The 14,859-nt window shown below is 72.3% G+C and carries 15 protein-coding genes and 2 pseudogenes; 7 read left to right on the top strand and 10 right to left on the bottom strand.

Annotated features, from left to right (window positions below):
- The first annotated feature begins 35 nt into the window (after positions 1 to 35).
- Both ACFWJX_RS00275 and ACFWJX_RS00270 read left to right on the top strand, forming a co-directional pair.
- On the top strand, positions 36 to 704 hold the full coding sequence (locus ACFWJX_RS00275) for a DUF6230 family protein (RefSeq protein ID WP_383234492.1): 669 nt from the start codon (positions 36 to 38) through the stop codon (positions 702 to 704).
- Positions 701 to 1,123, top strand: a complete 423-nt coding sequence (locus ACFWJX_RS00270) for a DUF6114 domain-containing protein (RefSeq protein ID WP_383234489.1) — start codon at positions 701 to 703, stop codon at positions 1,121 to 1,123. Before ACFWJX_RS00275 ends, ACFWJX_RS00270 begins: the two co-directional genes overlap by 4 nt.
- 86 nt (positions 1,124 to 1,209) lie before the next feature.
- Here ACFWJX_RS00270 and ACFWJX_RS00265 read toward each other — a convergent pair whose 3' ends face one another.
- The 4 genes and pseudogenes from ACFWJX_RS00265 to ACFWJX_RS00250 form a co-directional block, all read right to left on the bottom strand.
- Positions 1,210 to 1,638: an ankyrin repeat domain-containing protein gene (locus tag ACFWJX_RS00265; RefSeq protein ID WP_383234486.1), complete on the bottom strand. Its 429-nt coding sequence runs from the start codon at positions 1,636 to 1,638 to the stop codon at positions 1,210 to 1,212.
- A 35-nt stretch (positions 1,639 to 1,673) separates the two neighbouring features.
- A complete protein-coding gene (locus tag ACFWJX_RS00260; RefSeq protein ID WP_383235866.1) occupies positions 1,674 to 2,744 on the bottom strand; it encodes an aromatic amino acid ammonia-lyase in 1,071 nt (356 codons plus the stop codon).
- Between the two features lie 732 nt (positions 2,745 to 3,476).
- Positions 3,477 to 3,959, bottom strand: a pseudogene (locus ACFWJX_RS00255) (aromatic amino acid lyase); the annotation flags it as partial.
- 10 nt (positions 3,960 to 3,969) lie between these two features.
- Positions 3,970 to 4,923, bottom strand: coding sequence for an ABC transporter substrate-binding protein (locus tag ACFWJX_RS00250; RefSeq protein WP_383234483.1), 954 nt, complete (start codon positions 4,921 to 4,923; stop codon positions 3,970 to 3,972).
- 396 nt (positions 4,924 to 5,319) lie between these two features.
- On the opposite strand from ACFWJX_RS00250, the gene ACFWJX_RS00245 reads away from it, so the two are divergent.
- From ACFWJX_RS00245 to ACFWJX_RS00225, 5 genes and pseudogenes are all read left to right on the top strand, one after another.
- Positions 5,320 to 8,307, top strand: coding sequence for an ATP-binding protein (locus tag ACFWJX_RS00245; protein WP_383234480.1), 2,988 nt, complete (start codon positions 5,320 to 5,322; stop codon positions 8,305 to 8,307).
- On the top strand, positions 8,304 to 8,780 hold the full coding sequence (locus ACFWJX_RS00240) for a roadblock/LC7 domain-containing protein (RefSeq protein WP_383234477.1): 477 nt from the start codon (positions 8,304 to 8,306) through the stop codon (positions 8,778 to 8,780). Before ACFWJX_RS00245 ends, ACFWJX_RS00240 begins: the two co-directional genes overlap by 4 nt.
- A 37-nt stretch (positions 8,781 to 8,817) precedes the next feature.
- A complete protein-coding gene (locus ACFWJX_RS00235; RefSeq protein ID WP_383234474.1) occupies positions 8,818 to 9,258 on the top strand; it encodes a DUF742 domain-containing protein in 441 nt (146 codons plus the stop codon).
- Positions 9,245 to 9,844, top strand: a complete 600-nt coding sequence (locus ACFWJX_RS00230) for an ATP/GTP-binding protein (RefSeq protein ID WP_073498991.1) — start codon at positions 9,245 to 9,247, stop codon at positions 9,842 to 9,844. The genes ACFWJX_RS00235 and ACFWJX_RS00230 overlap by 14 nt, the downstream gene beginning before the upstream one ends.
- Before the next feature lie 60 nt (positions 9,845 to 9,904).
- Positions 9,905 to 10,295 (top strand): annotated as a pseudogene (locus ACFWJX_RS00225) (RidA family protein); the annotation flags it as partial.
- 120 nt (positions 10,296 to 10,415) lie between these two features.
- Here ACFWJX_RS00225 and ACFWJX_RS00220 read toward each other — a convergent pair.
- From ACFWJX_RS00220 to ACFWJX_RS00195, 6 genes are all read right to left on the bottom strand, one after another.
- Positions 10,416 to 11,084, bottom strand: a complete 669-nt coding sequence (locus ACFWJX_RS00220; protein WP_383234469.1) for an ABC transporter permease — start codon at positions 11,082 to 11,084, stop codon at positions 10,416 to 10,418.
- Positions 11,081 to 11,800: an ABC transporter permease gene (locus ACFWJX_RS00215; RefSeq protein WP_383234466.1), complete on the bottom strand. Its 720-nt coding sequence runs from the start codon at positions 11,798 to 11,800 to the stop codon at positions 11,081 to 11,083. Before ACFWJX_RS00215 ends, ACFWJX_RS00220 begins: the two co-directional genes overlap by 4 nt.
- Positions 11,797 to 12,927, bottom strand: a complete 1,131-nt coding sequence (locus tag ACFWJX_RS00210; RefSeq protein WP_383234463.1) for an ABC transporter ATP-binding protein — start codon at positions 12,925 to 12,927, stop codon at positions 11,797 to 11,799. The genes ACFWJX_RS00215 and ACFWJX_RS00210 overlap by 4 nt, the downstream gene beginning before the upstream one ends.
- Positions 12,928 to 13,060: 133 nt before the next feature.
- Entirely contained in the window at positions 13,061 to 13,459 is a 399-nt protein-coding gene (locus tag ACFWJX_RS00205; RefSeq protein WP_383234460.1) for a hypothetical protein, read from the bottom strand.
- 248 nt (positions 13,460 to 13,707) lie between these two features.
- Positions 13,708 to 14,439: an FAD:protein FMN transferase gene (locus ACFWJX_RS00200; protein ID WP_383235863.1), complete on the bottom strand. Its 732-nt coding sequence runs from the start codon at positions 14,437 to 14,439 to the stop codon at positions 13,708 to 13,710.
- Between the two features lie 22 nt (positions 14,440 to 14,461).
- A partial coding sequence (locus tag ACFWJX_RS00195; protein WP_383234457.1) for an FMN-binding protein occupies positions 14,462 to 14,859 on the bottom strand: 398 nt, incomplete at its 5' end.

The raw sequence follows: 14,859 nt of genomic DNA, 5'->3' as shown, positions 1-14,859 counted from the left end.
GCCCAACCCGCATGACTATGCCCATGGGAGCAGACATGGCCTCGTCCTCGGACGTCACGTCGTCCGCCGAGAACACCCCCGGGAACCCGGAAAGCGGTTCCGCAGAAAGACGCGGCCGGGTCCGGCTGCGCCGGGCGGCCGTAATGGCCGTGCCCGCCACCTTCGTCGCCGCCGGCCTCGCGGTGCTCACCGCCCAGGGAGCCCTGGGTGTGCAGTTCGCGATCTCCGGCATGCCCTTCGTGGTGACCGCCGACAAGCTCGAAGGGAACGGTTTCGCGCAGTTCGGCTCGCTGGACCACATGATCGAGAACAGTCCCAACGAGGGCGACACCGGCGGTCAGGTGCTGGTCGTCACCTCGGTGGTGAAGTCGGGCAAGCTGACCAGCCTGTGCCAGAGCGTCGACCTCGGTGGCATCCAGCTCGTCCTCACCGCGGGCGACAAGGGCACCAAGGTGAGCGTGGAGAACCTGGCCATCGACTCGGACGACATCACCGGCGACGCCTCGTTCAACAACATCGAGATCGGCCGCGACGCCAGCACCTTCGACAAGGTCGACACCCGCGGCATGCCGGGGGTCTACGGCCAGCAGGCGGACAAGGTCGTCATCAACAACCTGTACCAGCACAACTACGCCTCCACGGCCGCCGTGTTCAAGCTGCCCGACCTGCACATGCGCTTCGGGGGCGAGGGCTGCCCGCGATGAACCGCTTCCGGCGGTGGACCGCGGGCCGACCCTTCCCGGGCGGGCTGCTGCTCGTCCTGGGCGGCGCGGAGATCCTGGTCACCATGAAGGCGCCGCTTCCGGTGATCCTGCGCATCGGCATGCAGGGTGTGGCCGGCTATCTGCTGCCGACCCTCATGGTGCTGATCGGGCTGCTGATCCTGTTCAACCCGACGCAGCGGCTGTTCTACTCGGTCATCGGCGTCCTGCTCTCCCTGGGAACGTGGCCCACCTCGAACCTCGGGGGCTTCCTCGTCGGCCTGCTCCTCGGGGTCGTGGGCAGTTGCCTGACCTTCGGATGGCTGCCGGACCAGGAGACGCGCAGGGTCCGCAGACAGCGGCGCAAGGAGGCGCGGACGGCCGATCAGTCGTCGTTGGCGCAGGCCGGTGAGCCCGCCTGAGCGGGACTCCGCAGGGCTCACCGCAGGGGCCGGGCACGATCCACCGTCGGCGGGGATCGCGCCCGGCCCCTGTTCCGTCGGCGCCCCTACGGCGTGGGAGCGGCCGACCCCGCGGCGCGCAGCACGGCGATCGTCTCGGGGTGCGGTCCCCGCCGCGCCCACTCCAGCGGTGTCCGGCCCGTGCCCCGGTCCTCGCGCAGGCCGGGGTCGGCGCCGTGCGCCAGGAGGGTGCGGACCGTCTCGGTGTGCCCCCAGCAGGCGGCCGCGCACAGCGGCGTGCCCTCCGAGCCGGGTCCGGCGCTCTCCGCGTCGGGCGGAGCGCCGGCTTCCAGCAACCGGCGGGCGATGCCGGGGTGGCCCTGGACGGAAGCGAGGTACAGCGCGGTGGTGCCGTCGCGGTCGGCCGCCGCCGGGTCGGCGCCGGCCCGCAGCAGTGCGTCGACACGGGCGTCCTCGTCGAGCAACACCGCGGTAACCAGTTTCGTGGCCAGTTTCTTCTGCCGCCGCCTGTTCATGATCGACGAGGGTAGCCGGGCGTGGGAAGCGGCGCTCACAATTGTGCGAGCAGCGGCAGCAGGTCGGCCGCCGCCGTCACGTCACCGGTCAGTGGGCGGTCCTCCGTGCCGTCGGGCAGGGCGCCGGCCGCCACGGTGAAGGCGGCGACCTCCGGTGGTACGGGGTGCATTCTCAACGCCCGTACAGCAGCGACGAGTTCGCAGCCCAGGACCGTGCGGTACGCCTCTGCCGCGCGCAGGGTCTGACGGGCGGCCTGGCCGGCGAAGCTGGCCGCCTCCTCCAGGCCGCGTGAGAGGACGGCGTGGCCGACGGAGGCTGGGGCCGCGCAGGAACGCAGCTCCGCCAGTGCGGAGTTGGCGGTGTACTCCAGGATCATCGTGCCCGAGCTGCTGGCCGGGCCGGTGGCGAGAAACGCGGGCAGGCCGGTGAGAGCGGGGTCGCCGAGTGCGGTCAGGCGGGCCGCCGAGAGCTGGGCGGTCTGGAGCAGCGTGAGGTTCACCGTCTCCAGGGCATGGCCCAGAGGCGCGGCGAAGAAGCCGCCGTGGTGGTAGGCCGCGCTGCCGTCGAGGGCCAGGAGGGGGTTCTCCGAAGGGCAGTTGACCTCCGCCTCGACGACCTCGCGGAGTCGCTCCGCCGCGTCCAGGGCGCAGCCGTGGACCTGAGGGAAGGCACGGAAGCCGTACGGGTCCTGGATACGGCGTCCGGAACCCTCCGGCCGGTCCGGCAGCCCGAGCATCCGTCGCACCTCTCCGGCCGCACGGACCGCGCCGGGGTAGGGCCGCAGGGCGTGCACGGGCGCGGCGTACGCCTCGGCCGACCCGGAGACGGCGGCCAGCGCGAGAGCGGCCACGGCATGGGTGGCCCGCAGCAACCCGTCCACCTCGTGCAGGCCCAGCGCGGCCTGCCCCAGCGCGAGCGCATTGCTGCTGAGCAACGCGAGCGCGTCACCGGGGCGGAGGGTCACGGGGGTGGGGAGGGAGGTACGGTCGGCGGCGCCGACGGCCGCGGTGCCGGTCGACGCGGAGTTGCCGTCGACTGCCGTGTCGGCGCCCCTGTCCGGGACTTCGGGCGCGCTGCCCCTCTCCGCAGGGACGGCTTCGGGCACGGAATCAGCCGGAGCAGACGTGGTCGCGGGTCCGGCTGGAACAGGCGTGATCGCAGGCCCAGCCGGAACAGGCAGCACGGCGGCTCCGGGAGGAACAGACGCGGCCGCAGGCCCAGCGGGACCGACCGTGGTCGCAGGCCCAGCGGGACCGACCGTGGCCGCAGGCCCAGCCGGAACAGCCGCGGCCCCACGCCCAGCGGGACCAACCGTGATCGCAGGCCCAGCGGGACCAACCGTGATCGCAGGCCCGGCCGGAACAGGCATCACGGCGGCTCCGGAAGGAACAGACGCGGCCGCAGGCCCCCGAGGGGCAACCGTGACCGCAGGCCCAGCCGGAACAGCCGCGGCCCCACGCCCAGCGGGACCAACCGTGATCGCAGGCCCAGCGGGACCGACCGTGATCGCAGGCCCGGCCGGAACAGGCAGCACGGCGGCTCCGGAAGGAACAGCCTCGGCCGCAGGCCCAGCCGGAACAGACGTGGCCGCAAGCCCCCGAGGGGCAACGGTGGCCGCAGCCCTCCGAGGGGCAGCCATGGCCGCAAGCCCGGCCGGAACAGCCGCGGTCGCAGGCCCAGCCGGACCGGACGTGGCCCCAGGCCTCTGAGGGGCAACCGTGGCCCCAGGCCCCCGAGGGACAGCCGTGGCCGCAGGTCCGGGGGCAGACGGAGACTCGGCCCGGGTTCCTCCCGAACCGCTCGGCCCGCCCAACCCGCTCTCCAGCCAAGGCCGTTCGCCCAGGAGGGTCAGGCCCGTCTGGGCCAGGGCCGTCAGGTCGCCGGTGCCTACCGCGCCGTATTCGTTGACGGCCGGGTGGACGCCCAGGTGGAGGGCTTCGGTGAGGGCGTCGATGAAGTCGGGGTGGATGCCGGAGCCGCCGGCGAGGAGCTGGTTGGCGCGGATCGCGAGCATCGCGCGGACCTGGCGGGCGGGCAGCAGCGCGCCCGCGCCGCCCGCGTGGCTGCGCAGCACGCGCAGGCCGTGCGCGGTCTCGTCGTCCGCGTCGACGGACACCGCGCGGTGGGCGCCGACGCCGGTGCCGCGGCCGTACAGCCGTCCGGCGGCGGCCAGCCGGCGGCCGGCGCGGAAGGAACGTACCGCCCGCTCGCGGGCCTCGGGGGCGACCGCCGGCACGGCCGCACCGTCGACGAGCGCGATCAGCTCGCCGACGGTGAGGGTGGTGCCATTCAGGACGACCAGGGGTGCTGTCGTGTCCAACGCGGGCAGGTCAGCCCAGTCCGACGGACTTCAGCCACGCCTTGGCGACGTCCAGCGGGTCCTTGCTCTCCAGCTGGACCTGGTAGTCCAGGTCCAGCAGGGTCTTCGTGTCGAGCTTGGCGGAGACCGCGTTGAGCGCGTCGACGCCCTCCTGGGAGAGCCCGCTCTTGTAGACGAGCGGGGTCACGTTGGCGAAGCCGAAGAGGTTCTCCGGGTCCCGGAGGACGACGAACTTCTCCTTGGTGATGGTCGGGTCCGTGGTGAAGATGTCCGCCGCCTGCACGGTGTTCTTCTTCAGCGCGGCCTGGGTCAGCGGACCGCCGGCGTCCAGCGCCTTGAAGGACTTGAACTTCAGTCCGTACACCGCTTCCAGGCCGACCATGCCCTGCTGCCGGGTCTGGAACTCGGGCGAACCGCCGAGGACCAGGTCGGGAGCGATGTCCTTGAGGTCGGCCAGGGTGGACTGCGCGGTGAGGTTGTACTTCTTCGCGGTGTCCGCGTTGACCGTGACGGAGTCCTTGTCCTCGGCGGGCGAGGACTCCAGCAGGGTCAGCTTCGGGTCGAGCTTCGCCTTGGCCGCGGTGTTGACGGCCTCGAGCGACTTCTGCTCGGCCTTGGCGTCGAGGTACGCCAGCAGCGAGCCGTTGTACTCGGGCAGGACGGTGATGGAACCGTTCTTTAGCAGGCCGTACGTGGTCTCACGGCTGCCGATGTTGGGCTTGTAGGACACCTTGATGTCCTTGGCCTTGAGGGCCTCGCCGTAGATGTCGGCCAGCAGGATGCTCTCGGCGAAGTTGTTGGAGCCGACGACGACGGTGTCACCGGCCGCCTTGTCCTCGGAGAGCGGGTCGGAGTCGTCGGAGGAGGAACAACCCGCCAGCAGGGCCGTCATCGCGGCGAGCGCGACGGCCGCCGCGCCTGGGTGGTTCCTGAGGGACCTGCTGCTGTGGGCGTTGGAAGTCACGTCTGCCGTTCCGGGCTCGGAGGTTGGTGGAGTAAACGAACGCTCCACCTGATCCAATCCAGCGCGTTCTCCGTCAGTCAAGTGCCACCGGGTCACCGATTGGCTTCGATGCGCAAGCGGTTGTGACCATTTGTGAAGGAGGAAACGCCAGTACGACACCCGTGAGACGGCGCTTTGTAATGGATTCTTGACGTAGGGCGACACGCTTGATCGTTCGAAGAGGCGATAGTCTCGCCGGAGTTGGCGTCGGTCACAGCGGTGTGCGGGGGCCGCTCCGGTGCCGTGACGCATCACTCGTGGTGCCGTCGCGCGCCCGACCGGGTTGCTGAAAACGTCGATCACAATCGGACAGAAGCGTGCGTCGCGCGGTGCGCACGACCTCATGAAGGAGGCCTGGTGTCCACGACCAAGGTGGACGCGCCCTCCCCCCGTCCCTCGGCTTCGCACGAGCGGCACGACCAGGGGGGATCCCGACGGTCGGCGGCCTCGTCCGTCCGCGGGGGCCTGCGGGGATTCGCCGACCGGTGGCCCTTCCAGCGCAAGCTCAACGTCCTCGTCGGCGTCCCGCTGACAGTGATCGCCCTCCTGCTGACCTGGCTCATCACCGACCTGCTGGAGGAGTCCGACCACTCCGAGTCGGCCGCCCAACTGGTCCGGGACAGCGCCCAGGTCGCCCAGCTGGTCGCCGACGTGCAGGCCGAACACCAGCAGGCCGTCCTGCTCTCCGTGCGCTACGAGGCGTCCTTCGACGGGGGCACGCCCTCCACCTCCGCCTACCGGATCGCCCAGCTCGCCGTGGACTCGCAGATCCAGAAGGTGCGCGACGCCTTCGGCGACCGGCTGCCGGACACCGAGGCGCAGGCGCTGCGCGAGATCGAGGGCCTGGCCGGCCTGCGGGACACCATCGAGCAGGGCTATCTGCCGGCCGACAACATCGACCCGGCGTACTCGGGCGCCGCCGACGGCGTCATCGACGGCCTCGGCCTCGAGCGCAACACCTCCCTCGCCACCACCTTCACCGGCAGCCTGCTCGACTCGCTGCTGCGGGCCGACGCCGCCCACGGCGCCTACGAGACCGGCGTGTTCTCGGCGCGGACCGGCGACAGCAACGCGCTCATCGAGTTCACCGGCGCGGTCGGCTCCCACGAGCTGTACACCTACCAGGCCGCACGTTTCGCCCGGTTCGCCACCGAGGCGCAGACCGACCTCCTCGGCGACATCGAGCACAACGCGGCGCAGGCCGTCATCGGGCAGCACTACGCCGAACTCGCCGTCGATCCCAGTGCGTTGCAGGCCGAGTCACGGGAAGAGATCCGCACCGCGTTCCGCGAGGCGCTGGACTCCTACCACCACTACAACGAGCAGGCCGAGTCCCGGCTGAAGATCACCGGCTCGCTCATCGACCAGATCGCCGACCGTGCCGACGACGCGGCCGCCAGCGCCGAGTGGCGCGCGGGTCTGCTGCTGACCCTGGCGCTGCTGGGCTTCGCCCTCTGGATCGGGCTGGCGGCCCTGGTGCGCCGCTCCGTGATCCGTCCGGTGCTGGCCCTGACCGGGGCCGCTCAGGAGGTCGCCGACGTCGCCGGACGCGAGCTTGCCCGGGTGGCCGACGACGACGCCGAGGAGAGCGGGCCGCCGCGGCTGCGCGAGCTGCCGGTCACCGCCGACGACGAGATCGGCGCGCTCGCCGAGGCCTTGAACAACGTCCAGACGACAGCGGCAGCGCTGCTGGAACGTCAGGTGCTCAGCCGGCGCAACGTCGCCGAGATGTTCGGCAACGTGGGCCGCCGCGTCAGCAACCTGACGACACGTCAACTCGCGTTGATCGACGCGGTGGAGCGCGGCGAGACCGACCCCGCGCTGCTCGAACGCCTCTACTCCATCGACCACATCGCGGTCCGGCTGCGCCGCAACGCCGACAGCCTGATGCTGCTGGCCGGTATTCGCGAAACCGTTCTCGACTCCGGTCCGGCCGCACTCACCAACGTGGTGCGCGCCGCGCTCGGCCAGATCGAGGGCTTCCGGCGCGTGCAGCTGTACGCCGGCACCGAGGTCATGGTCGAGCCCGACATCATCGGCGACCTGACCCTGATGATCGCCGAACTCCTGGAGAACGCCGTGTCGTTCTCCCCCGAGGGCAGCCCCGTCGAGGTACGGGTCCGGCCCGGCGACGACGGCGCGACGATCACCGTCGCCGACCACGGCCTGGGCATGAGCGCCGGGCGGCTCGCCGAGGAGAACGCCCGCCTGGTGCGCCGCGAACGCCTCGACCTCGTCCCGACCAAGGTGCTCGGCCTGTTCGTGGTCGGCGCGCTGGCCCGCCGCTGGGACATCGACGTCACCCTCACCCGCACCCCGGGCGGCGGCGTGACGGCGGAGGTCGCCATCCCCTCCGCCCTGCTCCTGACCCTGAGCGGCGCGGCCCTCAAGGGAGCGGCCCCGGCGACGGCGGCACTCCCGCCCGACGCCAGGACCGCCCTCCCGTCCGGTGCGACGGCGGGTACGACGTCCGGTGCGACGGCCACCGCCGTGCCGGGTACGCCGGTCTCCCCCACCGCGTCGGCCCCGGCCCCGATCCCCGCGGGCGGCCCCTCGCGGGCGGCCTCCGTGCCGGCCTGGGCGGCGGAGGACCAGGACCCGGTTCCGCTCCCCCGCCGGGTGCCTCGACGCGAGTCGGCCGAGGCCGAGGCCGAGCCCGAGGCCGATGCCGAGCCCGAGGCCGATGCCGAGCCCGAGGCCGATGCCGAGCCCGAGGCCGATGCCGAGCCCGAGGCGGAGTCCCCCCTGGTCCCCGGCCCCCGTCCCGAGGAACCGACCGTCCACGACCGTACGGCGGAGCCCGCGCCGCACGCTCGTACCGAACCCGTCGGCACCGAGCCCGCCGGCATCGCCGTACTCCCCGGGGCGCGAGTCGGCGCCTCCGCGCCGGGCTCCGCGGAGCCCACGGCCCGCACCCGCACGCACGACGCCGCCCACGACGGCGAGAGCCCGCCCCGCCCGGCGGTGGACACGGCCCCCGACGGTGCCCGTCCGCTCCGCCGCCGCGTCCGCGGGGCCACCCTGCGGACCACCGCGGAGGCCGCCGCCCAGCAGAGCGCGCGGCTGTCGCCGCCTCCGCCCGCCGACGCGGACGCCGTCCGCAGCGCGCTGGAGGAGTTCGAGGCGGCGGTGGAACGCGCCCACCGTGACACCGGCGAGCATCCTCGCCCGACGACCGACGGTCCCGCCCTCCGCGACGACGCCGAGGGCGACGACGGTACGACCGACCGCCGGACCGACCGCCGGACGGACGACCGGACAGCCCACCGGACCGACGACCGGACCGATCATGACCGGAACACCACGCACCACCAGAACCACCTTCCGGAAGGAGCCGAGCAGTGAGCACGTCGACAGGTGAGACTCCCGCGGGAGGCGCCACGCCGACCGACCTGCGGGCCGCCGCAGCCGATTTCACCTGGCTGCTCAACCGTTTCGCCACCGAGACGGCAGGGGTCGTGGACGCCATCGCGGTGTCCACCGACGGCCTGCTGATCGCCGTGTCGGAGCTGCGCGAGCACGCCGACTCGGAGCGGCTGGCCGCGATCGTCTCCGGCATCACCAGCCTGGCCGCGGGCGCCTCCGGCAACTACGGCCTGGGCGGCCTGAACAAGGTCATCATCGATCTGGAGGGCGGCCACGTGCTGGTCTCCGCGATCGGCAGCGGCGCCGTGCTCGGCGTGGTCACCGACAAGGAGGCCAAGCTGGGCAACATCGCCTACGAGATGACCGTGTTCGCCAACCGGGCCGGCACCGCGCTCAGCCCTCAGCTCGTGCTGGAGCTGAAGAACAGCGTCGGCGCCACCAGGTCGCGCTGAGCGCCCGCCGCCGGTCCAGAGAGGAAACCAACCACCGATGGCGGACGGCCGCACTCCGCGCGGCGCCGGCGAGGACGGCGTCGCACCCGTCGGCCCGGCGTCCGCCGTCCGGCCCTTCCTGGTCACCGCCGGCCGGGTGGCCGGCGCGGGTGAGGCCGCGACCGGCCGGCCGATGCCCGTGGAGACCCAGCTGGTGGCCACCGCCGCCGGGCTCGAAGCGCTCGACCGGCTCTCCTTCGAACAGCACGACATCGTCGCCGCATGCAGGCAGCCGCAGTCGATCGCAGAGATCGCGGCCCGGCTGCGGCTGCACCTGAACGTGGTGCGGGTCCTCGCCGAGGACCTGCGCGCGGCCGGGCAGCTGTCGGTGCACGTGCCCGACTCCGGCGTCACCCATGACGCGTCCGTCCTGCGCAGGGTTATCGATGGCCTGCGGGCCATCCCCGACTCCCGGGGGGTACTCCGTGACTCCGACTGAACCGCTTGTCGGCCATTTCGCCGGTCAGGCCGCCGTACGGCCGCCGCTGCCGGTGAAACTGGTGATCGCGGGCGGCTTCGGCGTGGGCAAGACCACCGCCGTCGGCTCGATCTCCGAGATCGAGCCGCTGACCACCGAGGCGGCCATCACCGAGGTGGCGGCGGGGGTGGACGACCTCAGCCACACCCCGCGCAAGACCACCACCACGGTCGCGATGGACTTCGGCTGCATCACCATCGACCCGACCCTGAAGCTGTATCTGTTCGGCACGCCCGGACAGGAACGATTCGGGTTCATGTGGGACGACATCGTGGAGGGCGCGGTCGGCGGGCTCGTCATCGTCGACACCCGCCGCCTCGACGACTGCTACGCCGCCGTCGACTACTTCGAGCACAAGCGGATTCCGTTCGCCGTTGCCGTAAACGCTTTCGACGGTCAGGTCGAGCACGGGCTGGACGAGGTCCGCTGGGCCCTCGACGTGTCCGAGGGCGTCCCGGTGCTCGTCTTCGACGCCCGCGAGCGCGGCTCGGTGCGGGACGCTCTGCTGGTGGTCCTGGAGCAGGCACTGGCCCGGTCGGAGGGGTGACGGCGTCCTGATCCGGGCGGCACGGGAACACCCTTGATCGTCGGGCGGGTTGTGCCCGCTGTGAGCGGCCGCGACGCACGGACGAGCACCAACCCGCCCGCCCCGCACGATCCGACGCCCTCGGCTGCGGCCACACCGTCTCGGCGCCCGGCGAACTCGTCCTCATCGCCGGGCAGTACGCCTCCGGCGCCTCCGGCGCGCCCGTGCCGGGTGGCTTCGCCGCGCAGGTCGACCGCGCCTTCGACCGGCTGGAGTCGGCGCCGGCCGGGGTGGGCCACGGTCCGGAACACGTCGTACGGCTGGGCTCGTTCGTCGTCGACCGCGACCCGACCACGCTGGAAACCCTCGGTAAGGCGTTGCACGCCCGCCCCCCGCGCAGACGCTGAGCGGGGTGGCCGCGCCGGCCCTGCCGGGGAAGCTGTTCGAGGTGGACGCGATCGCCGTACGGCCCAATCCGACGGCCTGGCGATCGACGGCACAGCTGTCGACGGCACGGCTGTCGACGGTGGCCGCCGACGGTGGCCGCCGACAGCCCTGCCGGTCGGCGGCCCGCCGGTCGGCGGCCTGGCCGCTACGCGCTTCTGCGCACCCCCGGTGACACCGTCACCTTGGTGATCGCCCAGAACACCGCGAGGGTGGCCAGCGCCATGCCGGCGGTGAGGCTGGCGCCGCCGACGACCTTCTCGTAGTCGCGCTGGTAGAGGCCGTCGATGATGTAGCGGCCGAGGCCGCCGAGGCTGACGTACGCGGCGATGGTGGCGGTGGAGACGATCTGGATGGCGGCCGAGCGCAGGCCGCCGAGGATCAGCGGGAGGGCGACCGGGACTTCCACCTGGAGGAGGATCCGGGTCTCGGCCATGCCCATGCCGCGCGCGGCGTCCACCGGGGACGGGTCGACGGAGCGCATCGCCTCATAGGTGGTGACCAGGATGGGCGGGACGGCGAGGACGACCAGCGGGATCATCACGGGCAGCATGCCGAACCCGATCAGCATCGTCATCAGCACGAGCAGACCGAAGGTGGGCAGGGCCCGTCCTGCGGTGGCGATGAGGGAGAGGGCGTTGCCGCCGCGGCCGTAGTGGCCGGTGATCAGGCCGACCGGCAGTCCGATCACGGCGGCGATGGCGAGCGCCTCCAGCGTGTACCCGAGGTGTTCGCTCAGGCGGGTGGGGATGCCGTCGTAGCCCTGCCAGTGGGCGCTGTCGCTGAAGAAGGCGCTGACGAAGTCGAGTACGTTCACCGGGCTGCGTCCTTCAGGGCGGGCTCGGCCGGTACGGGCCGGGTCCCGGCGGATCTGGGCGTCGTGCGGCGGTCGGCGCCGCTCGGCATCCAGGGAGTGAGCAGGATGCGTACGAGCACCAGCGCGGCGTCGGCGAGCATCGCCAGGACGGCCATGGTGATGACGGCGTTCCAGGCGAGTTCGGGACGGTTGTAGATGGTGGCGTCGTGGAGCAGGTTGCCGAGGGCGCCCTGGTTGCCGATGAGGGTGCCGACGCTGACGAGGCTGATGCTGGAGACGGTGGCCACCCGCAGCCCGGCGATGATCGCGGGCACGGCGATCGGCAACTGGACCTGGAGATAGCGGCGTACGGGCCCGAAGCCCATGGCGGTGGCCGCGGCGAGGGTCTCCTGCGGCACCGAGCGCACCGCGTCGACGATCGCGGGGATCAGCACGACCAGGCTGTACACGGTCAGCGGGATCATCACGGTCAGCTCGGTCTGGCCGGTGTAGTCGATGAGGACGACGAAGAAGGCCAGCGACGGGATGGCGTACAGCACGGTGGTCACCCATAGCACCGGCGCGTACAACCAGCGCACGCGCACGCAGAGTTGGCCGAGCGGGAGGGCGAGCAGCAGGCCGGCCAGGACGGGCAGCAGGGCCTCGCGCAGGTGCAGTCCGATGAGGCCCCACCAGCTGTGCTGGAGGTCGCTGGGGATGTCGAAGAAGCCGCTCATCGCAGGACCTTGGGCGGACTGACGCTGTCCTCGTGGGCTCCGCGGATCGCCTCGCCGATGGCCTGCTGGGAGACGACTCCGGCCGCCCGTCCTTCGCCGTCCACGGCGACCGCCCAGCCGGTGGGCGAGAGGACGGCGCAGTCGAGGGCGGCCCGCAGCGATTCCTGTCCGGCCACGAACGGCCGCCCGTGGGACAGCAGTCGGCCCCGGTCGATGCGGCCCGCGGTCAGCCGGTCCGGCTCGCTCCAGCCGAGGGGCTTGCCGTCGACGTCGGTGACGAGGAGGTAGGGCGCTCCGGCGTCGGCGCGGGCGGCGATCTGCTCGGCGGTGGCGTCGACGGCGACGATCGGCGCGGTCAGCAGGCCGAGTCCGGCGGAGGAGAAGAACGACAGGCGCCGGATGCCGCGGTCGGCGCCGAGGAAGTCCTCGACGAACGCGTCGGCGGGGCTCGACAGGAGTTCGGCGGGCGGCGCGAACTGGGCGAGGCGGCCGCCGGTGCGCAGGACGGCGACCATCGTTCCGATCTTGACGGCTTCGTCGATGTCGTGCGTGACGAAGACGATGGTCTTGCCCAACTCGTCCTGGATGCGCAGAAGTTCGTCCTGGAGGCCCTTGCGGACGACCGGGTCGACGGCCGAGAACGGCTCGTCCATCAGCAGGACCGGCGGGTCGGCGGCGAGGGCGCGGGCGACGCCGACGCGCTGTTGCTGTCCGCCGGAGAGCTGGTAGGGGTAACGCTTGGCGAGCGAGGCGTCGAGGCCGACGCGCTCCATCAACTCGCGGGCCCGCGCCCGGGACTTGTCCTTGCTCCAGCCGAGCAGGCGGGGCACGGTCGCGATGTTGTCGATGATCGTGCGGTGCTGGAAGAGTCCGGCGTTCTGGATGACGTAACCCATGGAACGGCGCAGGATGTTGACCGGCTGCTGGCGGCTGTCGACGCCGTCGATGAGGATGGTTCCCTCGCTCGGCTCGACCATCCGGTTGATCATGCGCAGGGTCGTCGTCTTGCCGCATCCCGAGGGGCCGACGAGGACGGTGATCGAGCGGTCGGGTATCTCGAGCGAGAGGCGGTCGACCGCCACCGTTCCGTCCGGGTACCGCTTGGTGACTGAATCTATCCGTATCAAAGCGCCGAATACCCTTCGGGTCTGGCCGTATCTGCCCGCTCTCGACCACACGAGTTCCGAGCCGTTGCGGGGAGAGTCTAGACCGCTCGTGTTGCGGGGGTTTTGACGGGCGGGACGGGCTTCCCGCCGCCCTTCACCAGATCAGCAGGCCTCCGCCGAGCCGCTGTGCGTACCGTGCGCTCGCCTCCATGCCGTCCAGACGGCTCTCGATGTGCCGGGCGTGCTGCCCGACCGTCCGGTCCGGCGTGCGGGTCTCCGTGGCGAGCCGGGTCAACTCGGCGCGGACCAGGGCGATCTCGCCCAGAAAGGCGGGGATCTGTGCGGGGGCGACGACATCGCCGTCGCGGACGTCGACCAGGGCGGGCAGGAAGCGGGCGCCGATGCGGCGGATCGACGGCGAGCCCCACACCTTCGTACGCCACGACTCGGGGCCGGCCAGGTCCGTCCCGTCGGGCCTGGCGTCCTCCTCGATGCCGAGGATGTGGCGGCTGCCGTCCTCGCGCAGGAGGAAGATCTCACTCGTCAGGCTCATGACCGCAGTTGACCATGCGGTGCGGTGCGGGGGCGACGCGTTTTCCGGCGCCGGCCGAGCGTGATCCTCCTCCGCTCCGGACGGGCTCGAAGTCCCGCGGGCTTCACCTCACCGAGTCGGGTGGTGGGTGGACGAACGCCCGGGGTCGGGACGGGACGGGGCGACGTGGCGAGGAACCACCCACGCCACCACCGCCGCACCCCACCCCAGCCCCCACACCACGACCACCAGCACCCCCACCCAGACACTCACGCCGCTGCCACCCCCGCCGACGGAAACCCGGCCGTCCGTACGACGCCTCGCCCCGCGTCCACGGCGTACACCTCGCACCCCTCCAGGCCCGCCGCCCACCGGACGCCCTCCGTCCCCATCGCGAAGGCGGCCGTCGCCACCGCGTCCGCCTCCGTCAGCGTCGACGCCACGACGCTGACGGAGAGCAGCCCGGTGGCCGCGAGCCCGGTACGCCCGTCGACGATGTGGTCGCCGCGTTCGTAGCGCGCGGAGGTCGCGACCGCCCCGTCGGTCAGCTCCAGGACCGCGCACACCTTGTCGGCGATCTCCGGGTGCCGTATCCCCACCCGCCACGGGCCCCCGCCGACGACGACGTCACCCCCGGCGTTGAGGCAGAAGCGCCCCGCCCCGGCGGCGGCCAGCCGCTCCGCCGCCCGCTGCACCGACCAGCCCTTCACGATCGCGCAGGGATCGAACCCCCGCCCGGGCAGCCGGGCGTCGAAGGCACCGCCGGTGGCGACCCGGTACCGCTCGCACAGGCCGAGGATCTCCACGAGGTCGGCGCTGAGCCGGGATGCGGGCAGTTCGCCCCGGCCGTACCGGGAGACCTCGCTGTCGGCCTTGAAGGGGCTGAACCGTTCGTCGACCTCGCGCAGCCAGGCGAACACGGCGTCCCCGGCCTCGGACACGACGTCGATGTCGTCGGTGCCCTCGATGTCGTCGATGCGCAGGGAGACCGGGAACCCCATCACCTGCTCGACGCGGTGCACGTCAGGCGCCCTTCGCGTCGATCGCCGCCTGGAGGGACTCCTTGTAGCCCTCGCTGGTGAGCGTCGCGCCCGACACCGTGTCGATGTCCGCGCTCTGCGCCTCCAGCGTCTCCGAGACCAACGTCGGCACGGCCGCCGTCGTCTGCGGATGATTCGGCTGCCTCAGCATCCGCACCGCGGTGATCTCACCACCCTCGAAGGTGACCTCGACCTGCACGTCACCCTTCTCGGTGCCCACCGTCGTGCCCTCGACGACCTGGGAGGCCGCGGAGGGTGACGGGGAGGCCGCGGCTGCCGCCGCCTGCGCGTCGATCGCCGCCTGGAGGGACTCCTTGTAGCCCTCGCTGGTGAGCGTCGCGCCCGACACCGTGTCGATGTCCGCGCTCTGCGCCTCCAGCG

The sequence above is a fragment of the Streptomyces sp. NPDC058335 genome (assembly GCF_042723915.1).
Lineage (GTDB): Bacteria > Actinomycetota > Actinomycetes > Streptomycetales > Streptomycetaceae > Streptomyces.
The sequence above is the reverse complement of the archived record's forward strand: the minus strand, read 5'-3'. Positions and strand labels throughout refer to the sequence as shown.

What these genes read in the sequence shown, in the direction of transcription:
- ACFWJX_RS00215 (WP_383234466.1), bottom strand. Translation starts at nt 11,800, where the DNA reads ATGAGCGGCTTCTTCGACATCCCCAGCGACCTCCAGCACAGCTGGTGG.
- ACFWJX_RS00205 (WP_383234460.1), bottom strand. Translation starts at nt 13,459, where the DNA reads ATGAGCCTGACGAGTGAGATCTTCCTCCTGCGCGAGGACGGCAGCCGC.
- ACFWJX_RS00200 (WP_383235863.1), bottom strand. Translation starts at nt 14,439, where the DNA reads ATGGGGTTCCCGGTCTCCCTGCGCATCGACGACATCGAGGGCACCGAC.
- ACFWJX_RS00265 (WP_383234486.1), bottom strand. Translation starts at nt 1,638, where the DNA reads ATGAACAGGCGGCGGCAGAAGAAACTGGCCACGAAACTGGTTACCGCG.
- ACFWJX_RS00270 (WP_383234489.1), top strand. Translation starts at nt 701, where the DNA reads ATGAACCGCTTCCGGCGGTGGACCGCGGGCCGACCCTTCCCGGGCGGG.
- ACFWJX_RS00235 (WP_383234474.1), top strand. Translation starts at nt 8,818, where the DNA reads ATGGCGGACGGCCGCACTCCGCGCGGCGCCGGCGAGGACGGCGTCGCA.
- ACFWJX_RS00275 (WP_383234492.1), top strand. Translation starts at nt 36, where the DNA reads ATGGCCTCGTCCTCGGACGTCACGTCGTCCGCCGAGAACACCCCCGGG.